At 53.0% G+C, this 20,874-nt stretch carries 18 protein-coding genes and 2 pseudogenes; 1 reads left to right on the top strand and 19 read right to left on the bottom strand.

Going from position 1 to position 20,874, the window contains the following annotated elements:
• Positions 1 to 3 precede the first annotated feature (3 nt).
• The 7 genes from ACFVVF_RS14735 to ACFVVF_RS14705 all read right to left on the bottom strand — a co-directional run bounded on the left by ACFVVF_RS14735 (position 4) and on the right by ACFVVF_RS14705 (position 7,031).
• Positions 4 to 867 (bottom strand): sugar phosphate isomerase/epimerase family protein, encoded by an 864-nt coding sequence (locus ACFVVF_RS14735; RefSeq protein WP_387810643.1) that lies wholly within the window; start codon positions 865 to 867, stop codon positions 4 to 6.
• Between the two features lie 31 nt (positions 868 to 898).
• Positions 899 to 1,972: a Gfo/Idh/MocA family protein gene (locus ACFVVF_RS14730; protein ID WP_387810641.1), complete on the bottom strand. Its 1,074-nt coding sequence runs from the start codon at positions 1,970 to 1,972 to the stop codon at positions 899 to 901.
• A gap of 53 nt (positions 1,973 to 2,025) precedes the next feature.
• Entirely contained in the window at positions 2,026 to 3,189 is a 1,164-nt protein-coding gene (locus ACFVVF_RS14725; protein WP_387810639.1) for a Gfo/Idh/MocA family protein, read from the bottom strand.
• A 234-nt stretch (positions 3,190 to 3,423) separates the two neighbouring features.
• Entirely contained in the window at positions 3,424 to 4,290 is an 867-nt protein-coding gene (gene hflC / locus ACFVVF_RS14720) for a protease modulator HflC (RefSeq protein ID WP_387810636.1), read from the bottom strand.
• On the bottom strand, positions 4,287 to 5,327 hold the full coding sequence (gene hflK / locus ACFVVF_RS14715) for an FtsH protease activity modulator HflK (RefSeq protein ID WP_387810634.1): 1,041 nt from the start codon (positions 5,325 to 5,327) through the stop codon (positions 4,287 to 4,289). The genes hflC and hflK overlap by 4 nt, the downstream gene beginning before the upstream one ends.
• Before the next feature lie 86 nt (positions 5,328 to 5,413).
• A complete protein-coding gene (locus tag ACFVVF_RS14710) occupies positions 5,414 to 5,605 on the bottom strand; it encodes a hypothetical protein (protein WP_387810631.1) in 192 nt (63 codons plus the stop codon).
• Between the two features lie 124 nt (positions 5,606 to 5,729).
• A complete protein-coding gene (locus ACFVVF_RS14705) occupies positions 5,730 to 7,031 on the bottom strand; it encodes a purine/pyrimidine permease (protein WP_387810628.1) in 1,302 nt (433 codons plus the stop codon).
• 144 nt (positions 7,032 to 7,175) lie between these two features.
• Here ACFVVF_RS14705 and ACFVVF_RS14700 point away from each other — a divergent pair, with 144 nt between their 5' ends.
• The gene (locus ACFVVF_RS14700; protein WP_387810625.1) at positions 7,176 to 8,057 is read left to right on the top strand and encodes a LysR family transcriptional regulator; all 882 of its coding nucleotides are present in this window, start codon (positions 7,176 to 7,178) and stop codon (positions 8,055 to 8,057) included.
• Between the two features lie 93 nt (positions 8,058 to 8,150).
• On the opposite strand, the gene ACFVVF_RS14695 is transcribed toward ACFVVF_RS14700, so the two are convergent.
• The 12 genes and pseudogenes from ACFVVF_RS14695 to ACFVVF_RS14640 form a co-directional block, all read right to left on the bottom strand.
• Entirely contained in the window at positions 8,151 to 8,777 is a 627-nt protein-coding gene (locus ACFVVF_RS14695; RefSeq protein WP_387810622.1) for an FMN-dependent NADH-azoreductase, read from the bottom strand.
• 221 nt (positions 8,778 to 8,998) lie between these two features.
• Positions 8,999 to 9,196, bottom strand: a pseudogene (locus ACFVVF_RS14690) (response regulator transcription factor); the annotation flags it as partial.
• A 68-nt stretch (positions 9,197 to 9,264) separates the two neighbouring features.
• Positions 9,265 to 9,688: pseudogene (locus tag ACFVVF_RS14685) on the bottom strand (response regulator); the annotation flags it as partial.
• Entirely contained in the window at positions 9,685 to 11,355 is a 1,671-nt protein-coding gene (locus ACFVVF_RS14680) for a GAF domain-containing sensor histidine kinase (protein ID WP_387810619.1), read from the bottom strand. The gene ACFVVF_RS14680 and the pseudogene ACFVVF_RS14685, both read right to left, overlap by 4 nt.
• A gap of 128 nt (positions 11,356 to 11,483) precedes the next feature.
• Positions 11,484 to 12,461 (bottom strand): ABC transporter ATP-binding protein, encoded by a 978-nt coding sequence (locus ACFVVF_RS14675; protein WP_387810616.1) that lies wholly within the window; start codon positions 12,459 to 12,461, stop codon positions 11,484 to 11,486.
• Complete coding sequence (locus tag ACFVVF_RS14670) at positions 12,445 to 13,449, bottom strand: ABC transporter ATP-binding protein (RefSeq protein ID WP_387810613.1); 1,005 nt, start codon at positions 13,447 to 13,449, stop codon at positions 12,445 to 12,447. Before ACFVVF_RS14670 ends, ACFVVF_RS14675 begins: the two co-directional genes overlap by 17 nt.
• A gap of 26 nt (positions 13,450 to 13,475) precedes the next feature.
• Entirely contained in the window at positions 13,476 to 14,285 is an 810-nt protein-coding gene (locus ACFVVF_RS14665; RefSeq protein WP_387810611.1) for an ABC transporter permease, read from the bottom strand.
• Between the two features lie 10 nt (positions 14,286 to 14,295).
• Complete coding sequence (locus ACFVVF_RS14660; RefSeq protein ID WP_387810608.1) at positions 14,296 to 15,237, bottom strand: ABC transporter permease; 942 nt, start codon at positions 15,235 to 15,237, stop codon at positions 14,296 to 14,298.
• 18 nt (positions 15,238 to 15,255) lie between these two features.
• Positions 15,256 to 16,860 (bottom strand): ABC transporter substrate-binding protein, encoded by a 1,605-nt coding sequence (locus ACFVVF_RS14655; RefSeq protein WP_387810605.1) that lies wholly within the window; start codon positions 16,858 to 16,860, stop codon positions 15,256 to 15,258.
• 31 nt (positions 16,861 to 16,891) lie between these two features.
• Complete coding sequence (locus ACFVVF_RS14650) at positions 16,892 to 17,641, bottom strand: HAD family hydrolase (protein WP_387810602.1); 750 nt, start codon at positions 17,639 to 17,641, stop codon at positions 16,892 to 16,894.
• Between the two features lie 43 nt (positions 17,642 to 17,684).
• Positions 17,685 to 19,520, bottom strand: coding sequence for a CocE/NonD family hydrolase (locus ACFVVF_RS14645; protein ID WP_387810600.1), 1,836 nt, complete (start codon positions 19,518 to 19,520; stop codon positions 17,685 to 17,687).
• Positions 19,438 to 20,778: an O-acetylhomoserine aminocarboxypropyltransferase/cysteine synthase family protein gene (locus tag ACFVVF_RS14640; RefSeq protein WP_387810598.1), complete on the bottom strand. Its 1,341-nt coding sequence runs from the start codon at positions 20,776 to 20,778 to the stop codon at positions 19,438 to 19,440. The genes ACFVVF_RS14645 and ACFVVF_RS14640 overlap by 83 nt, the downstream gene beginning before the upstream one ends.
• Between the last annotated feature and the right edge of the window lie 96 nt (positions 20,779 to 20,874).

The following is a 20,874-nucleotide window of genomic DNA, read 5'->3' as shown; positions in this document are numbered from 1 at the left end:
CGATTAGCTCTCCTGAAGCAATCCGTTCACATATTCAGTGAAATGCTGCAGCATGGTGGGAGACTGCTGGAATTGGCCGCTGAAATCCTCAACGCCAAGATATCCGTCATAACCAATCGCTTTCAAATCATCAATGACCTGCTTCCACGGCACTACGCCATTCTTCAAGCCGATCCACTCCGACTTCCAGCGAACGCTGCCATCCTCTTCTGAGATGCCGTCTTCCCGCCAACCGGCGTTCTTCACATGAACATGTGCCAAATAAGGCCCTAACAGCTCCATGCCCATCCGGTAGTTTTCATAGCCTTCATGAACCATGTTGCCCGGATCATACAGAACGCCGATATGGTTCGGATCTAGCCCCTCGACCAGACGGTATGCAGCGGATGCGCTGGCTGCGATCGTCTGATGATGCGTCTCCACGAGCCCTTTGACGCCGTATTTCTTGCAAAGCTGCTCCGATTCGCGCAAATAGCGGCGGGCCAGCTCAAACAGCTCGCCAAACGGCCGGCTCCGGTCATAGCCCGGCACGCCGAGACGGATATACAACGCGCCCATCCGGCTTGCCGCCTTCAACACTTCCTCCGTCGCTTCCAGATCACCCGCTTGCAGGTAAGGAGTGACGCTGATCGATTTCAGCCCGTGTGCTTCCGCAGCCTGACGCAGCCTGTCGATCATCGCATCGCCGCCCGATGGCAGCAGCGTACTCCGATTATGCCCCCAATACGAGGGCTGCATGCCTTCCGCACCTTCCGGCGCTTCCTTGTACCGCCACTCGATCGCATGCAGACCGGCTTCGCGTGCTGCAACCGCCAGCTCTTCCGGCGTCAATTCCGGAGTCGCTACTGTAAATACGGATAGCTTCATTGTGCATTCTCCTCTTCTCGTCATCGCTTCGCTATTCCACCCGAATCGCTTGCTTCTGCGCCTGCAGGCACAGCTCTGCCGCCTTGAACGTATGCTCCTGCGTCATCGCCAGCTCCGTACCGTTCAAGCAGTCCAGAATAAGCGCTCCGAAATACGGAAATCCGACCTTATCCTGCACATCGATTTTAAATTCGCCTTCCCCGTTCACGAGAAACAGATGATCCTTCGATGCGCTGCGGGCGATATCCACATATTTACGCAGCTCGATATAACCGTTTGTGCCGACAATCATCGTCCGCCCGTCGCCCCATGCCGACAGCCCGTCCGGCGTGAACCAGTCCACGCGGAAATAATTGTTCGCGCCATTGTCGCCGACCAGCGTTGCATCACCGTAATCCTCAAGCTCCGGGTACTGTTTATTGTTGTAGTTGGCTACCTTGCTGTGCTGTACAACTGCATCCTTACAGCCTGCATAGTATAGAAATTGCTCGATTTGATGACTGCCGATATCGCATAGAATGCCGCCGTATTTCTCCTTTTGGAAAAACCAGTCCGGGCGCATCGCCGCATTCAGCCGATGAGGGCCAAGCCCCATGACGTGAATTACACGGCCAATCGCCCCGTCATGGACGAGCTGGCCCGCGAATTCCGCGCTTTCCACATGAAGCCGCTCGCTATAATACACCGCATATTTTTTCCCTGTCGCCTTAGCGGCTGTCTTAGCTGCAGCCAGCTGCTCCAGCGTCGTAAACGGCGTTTTGTCGGTAAAATAATGCTTGCCGCTCTCCATCACTTTAATGCCAAGCGGACCTCTCTCATTAGGCACTGCCGCCGCTGCAACAAGCTGAATTTCAGCATCCTGCAAAATCTGCTGCTGCGACTCGGCCGCTTGCGCTTCCGGATAGACGTCCCGGAAGGCCTTAAGCTTTGCAGGGTCCGGGTCATAAACCCATTTCAGCGTGCCCCCCGCTTCCCGCAAGCCATTGACCATGCCGTAAATATGGCCATGGTCAAGCGACATGGCGGCGAACGGGAACTCACCTGCCTTTACGACAGGACGGGGCTTGCCTTGCGGCGCATAGTTCATTCCGTTTGCTGTGGACATTGCTTGAATCTCCTCCCGGTGCCGACACGAGTCCGTCAGCAAGTTAAGTTATATTAATGCGTGCCCTTCACGCTTAACGTCTCATAATGATCAGCTTTTTTCGCCGACTCCGATTTGGCGATCTGCTCTTGAAGCTTCTCATAGAACAAATCTTCATCGATCGGCAGGTCAACCCAGTTGTCGGTCCAAGTGGACAGCAGCATCGCATTCGACAGCGTCAGCCCTTTGATTCCCTCTTCACCCGGGGCAAGAAGCGGCGTACCGTTCACGATTGCACTTACCCAGTTTTCTGTAATCTCCTTATGCTGTCCGCCGCCATGCTGTACCGGAATATCAAACTTCCAGCATTCCGGCTGACCAAAGCCGCTCTTGAAATTAGCATTGAATTCAGACTCCGGTGTGCGCAAGCGCCAGAAGGTCAGCTTGCCGTTCTCAATGACGATCTTGCCGCGGTCACCCGATACTTCAAAGCGGTTCGTGCCCGGCGATTCAAACGTAGAGGTAACGAATACGCCCGTTGCACCGTTCTCGTACTCCACGTAGGCAGTAACGTCATTCTCCACCTCAATGTCGCGATGCTTGCCGAATTGGCAAAATGCGCGTACGCGGGTCGGCATCATGCCGGTCGTCCACTGCCACAGATCAAGCTGGTGAGGGTCCTGATTGATCAGAACGCCGCCGCCTTCGCCGGCCCAAGTCGCACGCCAGCCGCCGGAATTGTAATAGCTTTGCGTCCGGTACCAGTCCGTAATGATCCAGTTCGTACGGCGCACCTCGCCCAGCTCGCCCGAAGAAATCAGATCCTTCAGCTTCGCATAAAGCGGATTCGTCCGCTGATTGTACATAATGCCGAACACTTTGCCGCTCTTGGCAGCAGCTTCGTTCATCTCGCGCACTTGGCGCGTATAGACGCCGGCTGGCTTTTCAATCAGCACATGCAGCCCATGCTCGAATGCTGCAATCGCCTGTGCCGGGTGATCGTAATGTGGAGTACAAATGATAACGCCGTCTACCGTTCCGGAACGGAACATTTCCTCCGGCGATTCAAAGCGGTGGATATGCTCGCCCCATTGCTCAGCAATTTCTTCCAGACGTTCCGGACGAACGTCGGTAACTGCTGTCAATTCAGCTCCTTTAATGCCGCCCTCAATCAAATAATTCGCATGTCCCGTACCCATATTTCCTAAGCCGACTAAGCCGATTCTAAATGTAGCCAAACTCGAACACCCTCTCCTGTTTCGAATTTAATCTGTTATCTTATGTATTATTGTATCATGCAGCCTTTGTAAGCGCTTGATTGAAATGAGCCAATTATACGCTCCATTTAACTGTGGTTGTTCTAAATCTCTTCCATTTAACTAGGAGTGTACATAAAAAGACGGCCTGCTCCCGATTGTATTCGGGGCAGACCGCCTGTTATTGGCGATAAGCCAACTGCTGGTTAATAGCTGTTACTTGCCTAACAATATTTTTGCATATGGCGAATCGATCGGCAGCATAATGACCGGTTCATTTTGCAGCGTCGTCACATAGCTCTCCAGTGTCCGGTACAGACTGTAGAACTCCGGATTTTTACCGTAGGCGTTATTATAGATCTTCGCTGCCTCGTTCTCGCCTTCCGCGATAATTTTCTTCGCGTCCGCTTCCGCCTGCGCTAAAATTTCCGTCGCTGAGCGGTCAGCCTTGGAAGTAATTTTACGCGACTCCTCATCACCTTCGGACAAGTAGCGCGCAGCGATCGACTGACGGTCGGATATCATCCGGTTGAATACGCTTTGCTTGTTGCTCTCCGGCAAGTCGGTACGCTTAATCCGGACGTCGATAATCTCAATTCCGTATTCATCACGGGTGAGCGCATCCGCTACATCCTTCGTGATCTCGTCATTAATGTTGCCGCGGGCTGTGTTCTCGCTAATAATAGCATCGAAGTTGATCTCCGCCAGCTTACGGCGCACCGAGTTGTAGACGGCTTCGTCAATCCGCTGGATGCCGACGCCAACCGATTTCACCTTCTGATTGAACTGCTTCGGATTGTTGATTCTCCATACGGTGTAATTGTCGACAATGATCGGCTTCTTATCTTTCGTCAGCATGTTCGTCGGGCTGCTCTCGTACGTCATTTGGTACTTCGGCAATTCAACGACGTTCTCAATGAACGGCAGCTTGAATTTGAGCCCAGGCGTTTCGGCATAGCGGACGGCTTCGCCGAACTTCAGGACGACCTTGTACTGGCCTTCCTTCACGACAAACATCGAGCCGGACAACAGAACCGCTACTATAATAACACCTGCTATAATTATCCATTGTTTATTCTTCATTGCGCCGCACCTCCCTGTGTGGAGGATGGCGAGCTTGAAGATTTCGACTTCATCAATTCATTCAATGGCAAATAGCTGACCGTATCGCTGTTCGTATTGGTGATGAAAATTTGCGCGTTCGGCAAAATTTTCTCCAGCGTCTCCAGCACTAGCCGGCTTTCTGTTACAGAAGGATTTTTCGCGTACTCGCTGTAAATGGCATTAAATTTGGCCACATCGCCCTGCGCGTTCAAAATCCGTGATTTTTTCTCCGCCTCCGCATTCTCGATAAGCGCTTGGGCTTCGCCCCTTGCTTTCGGAATCCGGTCGTTTTCATACTTAGCAGCATTGTTGATCTTTGTATTCTTCTCTTCGCGTGCATTCGTTACTTCACGGAACGCTTCCTCGACTTGGCCGCTTGGAGGCTCAATATCCTGGAATTTCACGCCGAGTATTTGAATGCCCGTATCGTATTTCGCCTGAAGCTCCACCAGCCGTTCACGCACTTTCTCCTGAATGACGGTTTTGCCGTCCGTAATGGCGTAATCCAGCTTCTCGGAGCCAATTACAGAGCGAATGGAAGCCGAAGCCGAGTTACGCAGAAACTGCTCGGGTTTGTCCATATTGAATAAGTATTTTTCAATGTTGCTTATTTTCCACTGAACGACGGCATCTGCAGATACGAGATTTTCGTCCCCCGTAATCATCATGGCTTCCTCATCAATCGGTACGACTTTGTCGCCCTGCTGACGATAGCCGATCGTAATACTTTGGATAAGCTCTGCCGGTACGATGACGACGTCTTGAATCGGATAAGGCCATTTGAAATGAAGACCGGCGGTTTTCTCCTCCGTGTAAGTGCCGAAGGTTAAAATCGCTGCCCTCTCCTGTTCCTGTACCGTGTAAAATGATGTGAACAATGCCATTACAATAATGATGGCAGCGGCGATGCCAACGACGATTTTAACGACCGTTGCCGGCTTCATCGGCCCGTTCCCGCCTGTCTTAGGGTTTGGCTTGACGACTTCCAAATCTGGCTGTGACCCAAAGTTGCTCAATACGCATATCTCCCCTCGATTGGATATTATAGGATTGTATACGTATTCACGGGCATAAAGTCACAACTTTTTTGTGTTGCCGTATTTTAAGGGGTCATAGAGTCGTTCGAATTCCACGGGGCGACATAGGTTTCAGCTTGTCGCAGCGCCTTTCGGCGAGCCCAAAAAGCGAGCGGCCCGCGGTACACTTTCTTCTCCTGCCTCTCCTCCAGCAGCCTTTTCATGCCATGCATCATCAGCTTGGAGCGCATTTCGTCCTCATGGCTAATTTTTCTCATCTCTTCAAAAAACTGCTTGTCCATCCCTATCATCTCCGTTAGCCGTCTAGGTTGATTAGACTACTATCGTACTACTTAAGAACTACTGTTGTCAAAATTTGTCGTTCTTCACACATTCTCTGCCTCATGACGCTTCTTTAAAGACGTCGGATGGCTTTTTCCAAAGCCGTTCCAAGGCAATTACGATTAGCGTGCCAACGAGCAGCCCGTTCCCGACAACATCCTGTAAAGTAGGCGGCAGTCCGGCCAGCGCATTGGACGGCAGAAACATAATGCCGATGCCGACAAGCACGGCGACGCCTAGAATCGTCAACCCGCGCTGGCTGTTTGTTTCCTTGGACAAGCTTGCGAACGATATTCCTGCCAGCTGCACGAACGAAGCGAGCAGCACAGCGCTTGCCACCTGTCCTGGAATCTGTGAAAGGATGCGCAGCACGACAGGCAGCATCCCGATTCCTGCTAGCAGCAGACATGCGGCGAGGAAAGGCCCTCTTGACCGCTGCCCGGTCATCCGGATGAAACCGGCAGATACCGGAAGCGGCACGACGCCTACTGTAGAGGCCGAAGCCGTCAGCATATGCGAGACACCGCCAAGCAAGCTTGCCCGGTTCATTCTTTTCTTCATCGTATCCTTGCTTGCCTCGGGAAGCTGCTCACTAACCGCCGTTACGGCCGCTATTGTATTCGATACGAGTGTAATTGTAAATAACACTGCCGTTGTAATGATGCCGGCATTAAATTCAGGCGCTCCCCAGGCGAAAGCCTCCGGCAGCTTAACGAATGGCGTATGTCCGTTCGAAAGCGAAAATGGCGCCTTGCCCATTAAAGCGAAGAGAATCCAGCCTCCCGCTATGCCGATGAGAATCGCATACGTTTTACGCCAGCCCTTCCCTTTTGCCGACAGCCAGACGACGAGGCCAAAAATGCCGAAAGCGACGAGCGAGGCGCCGTAATTCGGAACGTCTGTATCATTATGGATGCCAAGCATCCCTTTCAAAAACACGCCGCTAAGCTGTACGACGAGCAGCAGCAGGAAGGTGCCGGTAACAAGCGGTGTAAACAAGGGCAATATTTTATAGATCGCTCCGGTTGCACCAAGCAATATAAGCAGCAGTCCGGCTACGAGCAAGCCTCCCTCCAGCAGTTGCAGCGACTGCGAGGGCTGCTGGCCATGCCTGACAGCAACATCCGCGAACAATACAAATACGCTAACCCAGGAGCCTGCGGGCCCGTCCATCAGCGGCATGCGATGGCCGATCCAGCCTTGCAGAAACGAGCTCAGGCCAACGATGAACAGCGTTCTTTGCACAAGCCCTTCGATTTCTCCCGCAGACAAATGAAATGCGCTGCCGATCACGATCGGAAGCGCAATGGAGCTGGTAATCATAAATATAAACCATTGCAACGTGCTTAAGCTGTTATTCATAAGATGCCTCATACTGGTGCAGCGCTCCTTTTGTTTTTATGCTGCAACCATGCTACCATAGGCATACCAATATGAAAAATATTATTAAAATTGAAGTACAATACTTTTAACATATGGATTCACACCAATTGGAGGCCGGGTAAAATGGGACTTGATCTTCGCCAGCTGCGTTATTTCATTGCGATTACAGAAGAGGGCGGCATTACCGCCGCTGCCAAAAAGCTGCATATGGCACAGCCTCCGCTAAGCCAGCAGCTCAAAAAAATGGAAAACGAGCTTGGCGTACAGCTCATTCATCGTATCGGCAAGACAATCGAGCTGACCGACGCCGGCAAAACGCTGTACCGGCAAGCACTTAAGATCACGAAGGAAATGGAAGAATGCCAGAAGGAAGTGCAAGAAACGGGACAAGGCGTCCGGGGCAAGCTGACGATTGGAATTAATACGCTGTCGGATGCCCGGCTTCCCGAGCTGATGCTCCGCTATAAACAGCAGTTTCCCAACATTACATACAAAATTCAGCAAAATGAATCTTCCCAGCTGTGCAGACTCGTCCGGTCCAGAGAAATCGAACTGGCTATCGTCCGGCTGCCGCTGGAGCTGAGCGAGTTCTCTGTACTGCATCTGCAAGGTGAGCCGTTTTACTTCGTCACCTCCGATCCAAGCGGGCTGGAGGGCAAACCGGTAAACTACCAGACGATCGAGCCTTATCCGCTCATGCTGCCAAGCACGGAGGGACTGGGCATTTACCATCGCATCGTTGAACAGTTCGCCAGTGTCAAAATTACGCCGCGCCTGCTCGGCGAATGCTCCGATATCGCCCTGCTGATGGAATTCGTCTCCACCGGCTTCGCTTCGTCGATTGTGCCCGCTACCGTTCTTAAGCTGCACCACACGCCCCGCATCCATGCTTTTGAGATCGAAGTATCACCGCATGTCTCCACGTCCGGCCTCATTTGGCTCAAGGATCATTACCTGTCCCAGGCAGGGCGCCATTTCATCAGCCTCGTCTCCGAGCTCCACTGATCATCTCCATTCCTCCAAAGAGGAAAAAGGACAAGCAGGATGTCTAAAGACACCCGCTTGTCCCCTCGCTATTATCCGTTCGTGAACAGCCAATTAGAAGCTTACTGCAGCTTTCTCAGCAGCAGCAACACCGTTAGCTACAATTTCAGCCGCTTGAGCCGGCAGTTGGTTATGACCTTCTGCGATAACGTCAGTAAATTGCGTTACGCCGAAGAAGCTCATGATATTTTTTACGTAGTTGTGGGACATTTCCGCAGCAGCGGCTGGACCCTCGGAATAGATACCGCCGCGTGCGTTAAGCAATGCGACTTTCTTGTCCGGAATAAGGCCTACTGGACCTTGCTCGGTATATTTGAACGTTTTGCCTGCTTGGTAGATGTAGTCGATATAAGTGTGCAGTACTGCAGGGATCGTCAGGTTCCAGAGCGGGAAGCCGAATACGACTTTGTCTGCCGCCAGAAATTGATCGATATATTTGCCAGCCACTTCAACTTGCGCTTGCTCAGCAGGCGTCAGGTCATAACCGCGAGCTGCTTTGAAGTTGCCGTTGATCATGTCGGCATTCATGTAAGGAAGCTCTTGCTGGAACAGGTCAAGCTCGATTACTGTATCTTCAGGATGGCTCTTTTTGTAGCTATCCAAAAATGCGTGATACAATTTAACGCTAACCGCTTGCTCGATGTCACGATCGTTTGCTTTGACGAACAGTACAGTACTCATGATAGTAATTCCCTCCACATAATGTGATTTTAATTTTAATTGCATCAAGCAATTATTGTAGTTAGCGATAGTTGCACTAACTTTTTGTAACTACCTGTAGTTTAGTACGAAAATAGCAGCCGCACATCGGCAATTAGGCGGAAATATCGCATAAAAAAGCCCTCCGAAGACGGAGGACCAGTCGTAAGACTATAGACGTAAGACCGGTGCGGGCAAGCTGTTCACTCTTGCGGATGAAGGGCATGTACGGCATAAAGCGCCGCCTGCGTCCGGTCGGACAATCGCAATTTGCTTAATATATTGCTCACATGCGTTTTCACCGTTTTCTCGGCGACGACCAGCGTTTGCGCAATTTCTTTGTTGCTCAGCCCTTTCGTGAGCAGCTGCAGCACTTCCTGCTCCCGCGGCGTTAACGATTCAATCGCCTCCGCTCCTGTAGGCGGCATCGGCATAACAGGGGCTCCGCCACTGTTCGGATGCTGCGCGGGCTGCGGCTGCAATTGATGGAGCAGTGCAGCCGATATATCGGGATGCAGCTGAATATTACCCATATAAGCGCTGCGGATCGCCTCCGCCAGCTGCTCGGGCTCCACATCCTTCAGCATATAGCCGATAGCTCCCGTCTGGAGTGCAGGCAGGATGTGGCCGCGGTCGGAGAAGCTCGTCAATACGAGCACTTTAATATGAGGATGCTGCTCCGCAATTTGCGCGCTAGCTTCGATGCCATCCATAACCGGCATGTTCAGGTCCATCAATACGATATCCGGCTGCAGCTCTCCTGCTTTTTCCACTGCTTCCTTGCCGTTCTGCGCCTCGCCAACCAATTCAAAATCAGGCTGCATGCTTAGAAAAAAGGAGATGCCTTTCAGCACAATTTGATGGTCGTCGACCAGAAGTATTTTTATTTTCACACTAAGCCCTCATTCTCGCTGCATATTTCTTCCGCTGCCGTAATCGGAATTTCCGCTCGCACAATTGTCGGTTTTCCCTTGCCGCTGTTGATCGTTAATTGGCCATTAAGCGATTCCGCACGTTCCCTCATCGACATCATGCCCATCGTCAAGTCCGGCTTTTTGCGTTCCATCGAAAATCCGCGGCCTTTGTCCATAATTTCCAGACTCGCCATCAAATCCGTCTTCACAAGACGAACATAGGCTTCAGTGGTTCCGGCATGCTTTCTTACATTATTAAGCGCCTCTTGACCAATTCGCCATAATGCTTCCTCGACAGCGCGGGGCAGCTCCTTCACCCCGTCCACCTGAGCATATACGTCAAGGTTCATTCCTTGCCCGTATTGCTTCAAGGCAGGAAGCAGACCGTTCTCAAGGCCGGGAGGATGAAGCTGCCAGATCAGGCCTCGCATCTCCTTCAGCGCCTCTTGAGCCAATTGCTGAATCTCCTGCAGAGATTCCTTCACGACAGGCGCTCCGCCAGAGCCGGACAGCACCGTCTCCGCACCTTTCGCGAGAAAAGAGAGAGAAAATACTTTCTGGATGACCGAATCATGCAAATCCCGCGCCATCCGGTTCCTCTCCTCCATACGGGCAAGCTCGCGCCTTTGCTCATAAACCCTCAGGTTTTCCATACTCAAAGTGAAATGATCGCCAAGCGAATACATGAAGTCCTCATGAAGCTCATCAAATTGCTGGCTGCTTGGACTGCTGACAAACAGCACCCCAATCGTCCGGTTCCGAATCCGCAGCGGAATAGCTGCCGCTGAAACATAAGGCGGAATGCCAATGGCCGCCAGCGAATGACAGGATTCCAATGTACCGTTTGATTCAATCACAAGACTATTTTCGTGAAAGGCAGTGCTGACCGGCCCCGCCTCATGAAGCTCCAGCGAGCGCCAGTCCTTGTTCGTCCGTCCATTCGTATAATGGGCGCGCAGCGACAATCCTCTTTCATATATAAAGAAGGAGACATGCGGCCAATTGAATGCCTCTCCTATTAGCTTAACAGCCTGAAGCGGCAGCTGATCGCCATTCTGAATCGCATTCAACGCCTGGATGACGTCGCCAAGCTTGGCGTACAGCATCGCATTTTTCTCCTGCGCCTGATATAAGCGTATCCGCTTGATCGCCGTTCCGATCTGGAACGCGACCGCTTGCAGCAGCGCAAGCTCCTCTTCATTGAAATGATCCTTGCCTGCTTGGGCTACATTCAGCAAGCCGAACCGGTCTTTGCCTGCCGTCAGCGGCACTGTCGCATGATGTGAAATGCCCTCTGTGCTTCCTATTTGATGGGCGACGGCATAATTAATCCGCCGGCATTCAATAATGTTGACGGCTTGATGCAGCTGGCGTTCGCGGTAGCGCTCTACACACCAGCAGTCCTCACCGCACATAAGCGCATAGTTGCCGACGGTCAGCGCCTCCGGCAAATTATGCGACGCCGCGCACTCGTTGCCGGGCGTGTCATCATCAAGCAAAAAAATCCAGCCCGTCGAAAAGCCGGTTACATCCAGCAGCTTCACGAGCACATCATTAAGGATGAGATCCATCTCATTCGACGTATTGAGCATTTCTGCAATTTCCTTCAGCGCCGTGAGCTCATTCGAGCGAATTTCCCGGGACATCCCATCGACTCCTTTTCTATACCGATCTGGCTATTCGTTCCCCATTATACACCGCTTGTACAAAAGAGGAAAACAAGGCTGAGATTCCGCTATAAAACGGGAATCTCAGCCTTGTTGGCTCCAGCGATTCAAGCAAGGGAATGCAAATGGCAGCGGACCCAGTGGCCCGGCTCCACCTCGGCCAGATTCGGCTGCTCGGAAACGCAGCGCTCATGTGCATGAAGACATCTCGTTCGGAATGAACAGCCGCTCAGCCGCTCAGCAGCGGCAGGAAGCTCGCCATGCAGGACAATACGCTCTCGCTTAGCCTGTCTGTTCTCCGCTGGAATCGCCGATACAAGCGCTTGCGCATAAGGATGCAGGGGACGCTCATACAATTGCTGAACGTCCGCCAGCTCAACGATTTGACCCAAATACATGACCGCTACCCGATCGCTCATATAATGAACGACATTAAGATCATGCGAGATGAACAAATAAGTCAATGACAATTCCTGCTGCAGCTCTTTCAACAAGTTCAATATTTGCGCCTGCACCGATACGTCAAGCGCAGATACCGGCTCATCCAGCACAATGAACTCCGGATTCAGCATCAGCGCCCGGGCAATGCCGACCCGCTGTCTTTGTCCGCCGCTGAGCTGATGCGGATAGCTGCCGGCATGCCAGTCATCCAGGCCGATTTTGCGAAGCATCTCTGTAACAAGGTGTTTTCTTTCCTTGCTGCCGTCTCCCAGACGGTTAATAAGGAGAGGCTGCTCCAGTATCTTGCCGATCGTATGGCTCGGATTCAGCGAAGTATACGGATCTTGGAATACATATTGAATTTGCTGGCGAAGCCGCTTCGCTTCCTTCTGCCGCCCAGCTAGCGTCCGGCCTTTAAAATGCAGCTTGCCGCCGTTTGGCTCCAGCAGTCTTGCGGCGATTTGACCAACCGTCGATTTGCCGCAGCCGCTTTCCCCGACAAGCCCCAGCGTTTCCCCCGGCTTAATCGCCAGCGATACGCCGTCTACGGCGCGGACCGCATGCTTGCGGCGCAGAACGCTGCTTCCGTATTGCTTACGAATATCGATTAATTCCATAATCGGCGGCTCAACTGACGACAGCATCGGCTTGCCCTCCTCTTTCGGCCAGCAGCCAGCATCTTGCCGCATGGCCTGGCGATGCTCCGAACAATGGCGGGGCCTCTGTGTAACAATGCTTCACAGCCATTCCGCAGCGGGGCGCGAAACGGCATCCCAAGCTCTGTCGTTCCGCAAGCCCAGGCACGGTGCCGGGAATCGAAAACAGCTTCTCCTGCTTCTTGGACGGCGCAGGGAGCGACTGCAGCAAGCCAATCGTGTACGGATGCCGCGGCTCCTCGAAGATCGTATCGACCGGTCCTTCTTCTACAATCTGTCCAGCATACATGACGGCGATACGGTCGCACATATCTGCAATGACACCCAGATCATGAGAGATGAGCATAATAGCCGTATCATTCTCTTCCCGAATCTGCCGCATCAGATCCAGAATTTGCGCTTGAATCGTAACATCCAGCGCTGTCGTCGGTTCATCGGCTATGAGCAAGCCCGGATTGCAGCTGATTGCGATCGCAATCATAATCCGCTGCCGCATGCCGCCCGACAGCTGATGAGGGTATTCCTTCAGCAGCGCTTCGGGACGGGCCAAGCCAACTCTGCGAAATAGCGCAACGGCCCTTTCTTTTGCTTCCGCGCGGGAGCAGCCGGCATGAAGCCGGAACATCTCCGTTACTTGAGCGCCCACCGTCAAGCCATTGTTGAGGGAGCTCATCGGATCCTGGAACACCATCGCGATCTCGCTTCCCCGGTAACGCCTTATATCACGAGGCTTCAGCCCATGCAGCGGATGCTCCTCCTTATACCACATCTCACCGCTGGTAATGCGCATCGCATTCGGCTGCAGGCCAAGGATGGACAACGACAGCACGCTTTTGCCGCATCCGGATTCACCAACGATGCCAACCGTTTCTCCTTTTCCGACCGAAAGCGATACACCGTCCAGAACAGCCACGCTTTCCTTGCGCGTACGCTGCAGCTCCAGATGCAGACCGCGAATGTCGAGCAGCGAATTCACAGCTTCACCTCTCTCCCTTTTAACGATCATTGCCGGGTATCCCTTAAATCGCGAATACCGTCGCTTAACAGATTAAAGCCAAGCACCGTCAGCATAATAAATAGGCCCGGCGCCAGCGTAAACCACGGCGCTTTGCGGATAAAGCTTTGCGCTTCATTCAGCATGCGCCCCCAGCTTGGATCAGGAGGCTGTACGCCTAAGCCCAGATAGCTGAGCGCGGCTTCAATTAAAATAGCGGCCGAGAAGCTGAGCGCCGCCGTCGTCAGTATCGACGAGATGATATTCGGTAGTATTTGCTTGAAAATAAGATGCAAGTGGCCTGCGCCCAGCCCCTTGGCTGCCTTCACATACTCCGCTTCCTTCTGCTGAAGCACGCCGCTGCGTACGACACGGGCGAACGACGGAATCGATAAGACGCCTATTGCCAATATCGTTTGCGACATGCTTGGCTTAAAGATAGACACAAGCAGCAGGGCCAGCAAAATGCCGGGAAAAGCTAACAGCCCGTCGATACCGCGCATCAGCAGCTCATCCAGCCATTTGCCGGTATACCCGGCTGCCGTTCCGATAATGAAGCCGAACACCAGCCCGATGCCAGCAGACAGCAAGCCGACCAAAAACGCCGTCTGTGCCCCTACCATAACCCGGCTGAGCACGTCGCGGCCGAAATTGTCGGTGCCCAGCCAATGTTTGGCGCTGGGCGCCTGCAGCCGTTCGGTAAGACTCATTTCATTGGCGTCATATGGCGTATAAAACAAACTGATCAGCATAACGGCCAGCAGCAGCGCGACGAAAGCTATGCCGAGCAGCAGGCTGAAGCTCGCTTTTTTGTTCATTGCATAGCCCCTATTTCATTCTGATTTTTGGATCAAGCACCCGATATGACAGATCGACGACAAAGTTCACCGTCACGACGATAAAAGCGATGAGAAGAACCATCCCCTGCACCAGCGGATAGTCGCGGTTGCCGATTGCCGTAATGAGCAGGCTGCCGAACCCGGGCAGCGTGAACACTTGCTCGACGACGAGACTGCCGGCAAGCAGCTCTCCAAAGTTGATTCCGACGACTGTAATAACGGGAAGCAAGGCGTTGCGCAGCACATGCCTGAACAGCACCGAATGATCCTTCAACCCTTTGCTTCGCGCCGTTCTTACATAATCCAGATTCAATTGCTCCAGCAGCGCCGTGCGCAAATAACGGACAACAATGGCTATTTGGGGTACAGCAAGCGCTATGGCAGGCAGCAGCAGCGACTTCAAGGCCAAATATGGACTCTCCGACCATGGCACGTAAGTGCTGACGGAAAACCAGCGAAGCGCCAGGCCGAACACGAGAATAAGCGCAATCCCCATCCAAAAGGATGGAATCGCAAGGCCAAGCTGCGTGCCGATTGAAATGATCATGTCCGCCGCCTTGCCCTTCGAGCGTGCCGCTGCAATGCCGAGCGGCACGGCAACTGCAACGGTAATCGCCAGAGCGAGCACCGCCAAGCTGATCGTGACGGGAAACCGGTCCTGAATCAGCTTCAGTACGGGTTCAGAGAAACGGAGCGATTGTCCGAAATCAAGCGCCACCGCTCCCTTCAGCCAAGCAACAAATTGCTCAGGCAGCGGCCGGTCGATGCCAAGCTTCGCCTCCAGCAGTGCAATTTGCTCATCGGAGGCTTCCGTGCCCAGTATGGTAAGCGCCGGATTGCCCGGTATGATCCGAAAAGCTGCAAAGGTTAGCGTCACGACAAAAAACACCGTCAACAGAAGCGTTAGAAGCCGCCGCACATAGTAATTCATCCTTAGCTTCCCTTCCCGTTAGTTCGTAAAGTAAACGGTCGACAAATCCTGTACATATAGCGGATATTGCTTATAGCCAGCCAGCTTCTTGTTAATCGCGACATTCAAATTCGGGTCCATAATGTATACAGCTGCCGCATCCTGGGCGAGTATCGTTTGCGCTTTTTTGTACAGCGCTACGCGCTTGGCATCATCCACTTCGGCAACTGCCGACTGCAGCGTGTTGTCGTACTCCGTGCTTTTATAATTGAAGAAGTTGTTCGGCGAATCGGATAAATATTTATTCAAAATCTGATAAGGGTCAAGCTTGCCGTCCAAGCCGATGATGGTCAGCTCATAATCTCTTCCTTTATAAATGCGTTCCAGCCACACGGCCCATTCGACCGGTTCGATTTTTACCTTAACGCCGATTTTCCCCAGCTGCTGTGCAATAACTTGGGCGGTGTCGACGTGGAACTGATAGTTCGAAGGAACGGATAGCGTCGTCTCAAATCCATCCTTAAGTCCCGCTTCGGCAAGCAGGCTCTTCGCCTTCTCGATGTCCGTCGCATACGTATCTTCAAGTCCCTCCTGATAATACTTCGCCAGTACAGGACTGAGATTGGAACCGAGCTTCGTGCCTTTGCCCAGCGCTACCCCGGCAATAATCTCGTCGACATTAACGGCATAATTGATCGCCTGACGGACTTTAATATCGTTGAACGGCTTCCGGTCGATATTGAAGGTCACCAGCTGTACCAGATTTTGCGGTGCGCTTACCGCCTGGAATCCATCGCCGAGCTCCTCCAGCTTCTCCGTTCCGATTCGCGGATAAATGTCCACCTCGCCGGATTTCAATGCGAGCAGCGAAGCTTCCGGATCAGTTATGATACGGAATTCAACCTTGTCGAGCACAGGAACACCTTTCACGTAGTAATCTGCGAATTTCTCAACGCTAATCCGTTGGCCCGGCAAGTACTCCTTGAACTTGAACGGTCCCGTGCCGATCGGGTTTTTGTTGCTGTCCTCATAGCCGTTAGGAATTACGGCTGCCGTAAGAGAAGTCAGAAACGAGGTGTTGTTTTCCTTCAACTTAATAATGACGGTAGAGGCATCAGGCGCTTCAATGGACTCCACGCTGTTGAATGCAGGAGACAGCGGCTTGCCTGTTGCCGTTCCAGCCAGACGGTCATATGAGAACTTCACATCCTCCGCTGTCACTGCATTGCCGTTATGGAATTTCACGCCGGAGCGCAGCTTGAACGTGTAAACACGCCCGTCCGGCGACACTTCGTATGATTCTGCGATTGCCGGGTACAGCTCGCCCTTTTCATTCGGCTTGAGCAGCCCTTCGAACACGTTGAACAACACTTCCTGCGTGCCCGCCGCTACCGCCAGATGGGGGTCCAGATAGTCCAAATCCTGCGGAATCGATACGACGACGCTGCCGCCCTCGACTTTGCCGCCCTCTGTCTTGTTCTCCTCTTGTTTCGTCTCGGCAGTTGCGCTTGGAGCAGCCGTCTCCTTTCCGCTGACGTTATTCTTATCGCCGCTGCCGCTGTTGCTGCTGCCGCAAGCGGCTGTTACGAGCGCAAGCAATAAAATGACCGATATCCATAAATAATGACGTTTATTGTTTAACATGTTTCTATCCCCTTCAATGATAGGTTTTAAATTAAGCTTCGAAATGGAGGTTTGCGATAGTACGCCGTGCAATCCGGTTTCCTCTCTGCTGCTGCAGCAGCACAGGAAGCTCCTGAATGGACGAAATCAGCCGGTCATATTGCAGCTCCTCGACTCCCAGTCTCCCGAACCGGTTAATTAAATAACAGTCCATTCCGGCCTTTGCACTGCCCACCACATCGTCATAATAATTGTCACCGACGTAGACGCTTTGCTCCGGACCGATACCTGCCCTCTCCATGGCAAGTGTAAAAATACGTTCATCCGGCTTCTCCAGCTCAACCTCGGCGGAGACGATGAGTTCATCGAAATAATCAATCAGCCCGTTGGCTGACAGTACATTTTTGCAGCCCGCATCCCAATTGCTGATCAGGCCGATGCCATACCCCTGATCCTTTAAAGCATCGAACACGTCCCGGACGAATGGAAACGCCCGCCATGTCTGGCCGCCTTCCTCCCTCTGCAGCTCATGCAGCCTTGCAGCTTGCGTATGAAGATCGAACTGAACTTGTAACGTGTAATTCAATACGCCAATGTACCAGGGGTAAAATGTATGCAGTCCCCTGCCCAGCGCTCCCGGATATTGACGCATGAACAGCTTGTCGGTTAAATGATAGGCTGCTTCAATCTCTTCCAGAGATCTATTAATTCCTTCTTCCAATAGAAACCGCTGATAGAGCAGCTCGCGATTCTGATAGACGAGCGTGTAGCCTAAGTCGAACCAAATAAACGTTTTCTGCATGTCTGCCTCCTGCTGCTCTTACTTGTTGCTGCCTCGTCACTTGCTACCGCTGGACGACAGGCAGCCATACTCTGGACGGACGCGCCTTATCGTGGTAGATCGTTTGTGTCGCCGTCACGAAATCCGCCTCGGTCGCCTGGCCGGGGTTGACCAGTTTATTGGGATTACGGTCAAAGGTGGGGAACAAGGAGCTGGTCACATCCAGACGAATAGCATGCCCGGGCTTAAAAGCGTAGGCTGTAGGACCAAGCGAGAAGGAATACGCAACGACTTCTCCCGGCGGCACTGCCTCCCGCCTGTCTAAGCCATAGCGATAGCTCGCACGAATAATGCCTTCCGCGATATTGTAGGCTCTGCCGTCGGGATAGACGTCAACGAGCTTGGCGACAAAGTCGGTATCCTCTGCGCTGGTCGCTGCGTACAGCTCGATCGTAACTTCCCCGGCCACAATCAGCTCCCGATCCAGCTTTGCCGACGTATACACGAGCACATCGTTGCGGATTTCGACCGGCAGCTGGTTTTTCGGCCCCATTGGGGTCAAATCGGGAACAGCGCCTGACCGCCCTCCCAAAGCCGGCACCGCAATCGACGGGTGGTACACATAGACGTCCGGCGGCTCAGCGGCAGGCGCTGTCAAGCTTAGCAAACCGTCCCCGTTAATAGAGTTGGCGCGTACCGAGCTGCGCAAATAGTAAGGCGTCGCTTTCGTTCCGGGAACCGGCCAGCTCTCCGAAGTCCGCCAGCGATTGCTGCCCATCTCGAAATATTGAACCGCCGGCTGCTGCTCGAAACGATTGCTGCGCGTTCCTTTCAGCCAATAGTCGAACCATTCGAGCTGCAGCACGTCAATCCGGTTGGACGCTTCCTCTCCGAAATCCAGCTCGCCGGCATATCGCGACCAAGGCATATGGAACCATGGCTCAATCAGCAAATATTGATGGCCTCTCGCAACAGCCGTACCGCCATGCTGCCGGACGCCGTTGAAATTATCGATCGTACCGTCGACGAAAATGTCATACCAGCCCCCGATATGGAGCGCCGGAACTTGAACCCGTTCGTATTGCTCCTGAAGCGATAGCTTTGTCCAATAGGCATCACGGGTCGGATGGTCAAACCATTCGAAATAATAAGGTGCCGTCTCCTTCACGGCGTCTGGCAAAGCGGTTAACGGCAGCTTGCGGTAGACGCTATGTATTCCTGCATAATGCGCGCCAAGCTCCGCTGCCCAATCCAGCCGGTTGCGCCTTAGCGCCGTGTCCTGCGCAGCGAACAACACCCAGGATTGCGACAGCGCCAGCGCAAAAGCTCCGTTCCGGTAAGCTTTGCCCTGATAGGCATCGGAGCCGATCATGCCGGGAACGATGCAGGTCAGATGGGGCGGACGGTTGACCGCCGCCAGCCATTGAACGGCTCCGACATAGGAAAAGCCGTACATGCCGACCTTCGGCAAAGCATTCGGAAGGGAGGCCGCCCATTCAACGGTGTCATAGCCGTCATCCGCTTCATGCTCATAGGGCCGGAACTCTCCTTCTGAGCGCCATCGGCCCCGGGTATCCTGAATGACGACGATATAGCCATGCCTTGCATACCACGAGGGATGCGCATAGTTCATCGTCTGCGCATCCGATTTGTTATAAGGCGTCCGCATGAGGAGAACCGGGTAAGGCCCTCCTTCCTGCGGGCGGTAGATATCCGCCAGCAGCTTGACTCCGTCCCGCATCGTTACCGGGACATCAAGCTCTTGCTCTATTTCCAGCCATTGTGCGAGTTCCGGCATTCTTTCATTCCCGCCTCCTTTAACCTGCTGCGCCCGCTGAATTTGCAACGCTGCCTGCAGCACCGGACTGCACAACCGCTTGTATCGCCTGCTCCAGATCATCGATCAAATCTTCAGCATCTTCGATTCCGATCGACAAGCGGATCAAGTCGGGGCCAACGCCCGTCTGAAGCAGCACTTCAGGCGACAGCTGTGCATGCGTTGTACTAGCGGGATGGATAACGAGCGACTTGGCGTCAGCCACGTTCGCAAGATGAGAGAACAGCTGCAAGTGATTGATGAATACGTTGGCCGCCTCATAGCCGCCCTTTAACCCGAATGTGAAAATCGATCCCGGCCCCTTCGGATAATACCGCTGCGACAGCGCGTAATACGGACTGTCCGGCTGTCCGGGATAATTGACCCAAGCGACTTCGGCATGACCGTTTAAATAATCGACAATCTGCTTCGTATTGCTGATATGCTTTTCGACCCGCAAGGAGAGCGTTTCTAGCCCCTGCAGCAGCAGGAAGGCGTTAAACGGACTTAACGATGCGCCGATATCGCGCAAATATTGAATGCGAACCTTCGTGATATAGGCCAGCTCTCCGAATTTCTCAACATACCTCAAGCCGTTATAGCTTCTGTCGGGATTCGTAAAGCCGGGGAACTTGTCGTTCTCCCAGTCGAAGCGGCCGCCATCGACGATAAGTCCGCCGATCGTCGTACCGTGACCGCCAATATACTTCGTTGCGGAGTGAACGACGATATCAGCACCGTAATCGAATGGCCGGATCAAGTACGGCGTGCCGAACGTATTGTCAACTATAAGCGGAATGCCGTGCTCATGAGCGATGTCGGCAATCGCTTGAATATCAGGGATGTTCAAGCCAGGATTGCCAATTGACTCGATGAACAGCGCCTTCGTCTTGTCCGTGATCGCATTACGGAAATTTTCCGGGTCGTCGGGATTGACGAACGTCGTATGAATGCCGAGCTTGGGGAGCGTGACGTCAAACAGATTATAGGTTCCGCCATAAAGCGTAGAGGCGGACACCACCTCATCTCCCGCTTCGGCAATGTTAATAATTGAAAAGGTAACGGCTGCCGAGCCCGAAGCGACCGCTAATGCGCCAACGCCTCCTTCCAGCGCTGCAATCCGCTGCTCCAGCACTTCATTAGTCGGATTGCCGATGCGGGAATACGTATTGCCGGCTTCATCGAAGTTGATGACCGCCTGTGCATGGTCAGTACTCTTGAAGACGAAGGAGGTGCTTTGATAGATCGGCACCGCCCGCGCGCCAGTTGCCGGATCTGCCGTCTGTCCTCCGTGTACCTGCAGCGTATCGAATTTCCATTCTCTTTTCCCCTGCTCTCCCATGTCTCCACCCATCCTTTTCTTTTTGAAAATAAAAAGGAGACTGACGGATTTCCATACGGAATCCAATCAGTCTCCAGTGTTCTGGCGAACTGCTTC

Source organism: Paenibacillus sp. NPDC058174, assembly GCF_042883865.1.
Lineage (GTDB): Bacteria > Bacillota > Bacilli > Paenibacillales > Paenibacillaceae > Pristimantibacillus.
This window is presented reverse-complemented; position numbering and strand designations above follow the sequence as displayed.

Excerpts from the sequence above, each read along its gene's own strand:
- ACFVVF_RS14735 (WP_387810643.1), bottom strand. The coding sequence starts at position 867 with ATGAAGCTATCCGTATTTACAGTAGCGACTCCGGAATTGACGCCGGAA.
- ACFVVF_RS14730 (WP_387810641.1), bottom strand. The coding sequence starts at position 1,972 with ATGTCCACAGCAAACGGAATGAACTATGCGCCGCAAGGCAAGCCCCGT.
- hflC (WP_387810636.1), bottom strand. The coding sequence starts at position 4,290 with ATGAAGAATAAACAATGGATAATTATAGCAGGTGTTATTATAGTAGCG.
- ACFVVF_RS14710 (WP_387810631.1), bottom strand. The coding sequence starts at position 5,605 with ATGAGAAAAATTAGCCATGAGGACGAAATGCGCTCCAAGCTGATGATG.
- ACFVVF_RS14705 (WP_387810628.1), bottom strand. The coding sequence starts at position 7,031 with ATGAATAACAGCTTAAGCACGTTGCAATGGTTTATATTTATGATTACC.
- ACFVVF_RS14700 (WP_387810625.1), top strand. The coding sequence starts at position 7,176 with ATGGGACTTGATCTTCGCCAGCTGCGTTATTTCATTGCGATTACAGAA.
- ACFVVF_RS14695 (WP_387810622.1), bottom strand. The coding sequence starts at position 8,777 with ATGAGTACTGTACTGTTCGTCAAAGCAAACGATCGTGACATCGAGCAA.
- ACFVVF_RS14680 (WP_387810619.1), bottom strand. The coding sequence starts at position 11,355 with ATGTCCCGGGAAATTCGCTCGAATGAGCTCACGGCGCTGAAGGAAATT.
- ACFVVF_RS14675 (WP_387810616.1), bottom strand. The coding sequence starts at position 12,461 with ATGCTGTCGTCAGTTGAGCCGCCGATTATGGAATTAATCGATATTCGT.
- ACFVVF_RS14665 (WP_387810611.1), bottom strand. The coding sequence starts at position 14,285 with ATGAACAAAAAAGCGAGCTTCAGCCTGCTGCTCGGCATAGCTTTCGTC.
- ACFVVF_RS14660 (WP_387810608.1), bottom strand. The coding sequence starts at position 15,237 with ATGAATTACTATGTGCGGCGGCTTCTAACGCTTCTGTTGACGGTGTTT.
- ACFVVF_RS14655 (WP_387810605.1), bottom strand. The coding sequence starts at position 16,860 with ATGTTAAACAATAAACGTCATTATTTATGGATATCGGTCATTTTATTG.
- ACFVVF_RS14650 (WP_387810602.1), bottom strand. The coding sequence starts at position 17,641 with ATGCAGAAAACGTTTATTTGGTTCGACTTAGGCTACACGCTCGTCTAT.
- ACFVVF_RS14645 (WP_387810600.1), bottom strand. The coding sequence starts at position 19,520 with ATGATCTGGAGCAGGCGATACAAGCGGTTGTGCAGTCCGGTGCTGCAG.
- ACFVVF_RS14640 (WP_387810598.1), bottom strand. The coding sequence starts at position 20,778 with ATGGGAGAGCAGGGGAAAAGAGAATGGAAATTCGATACGCTGCAGGTA.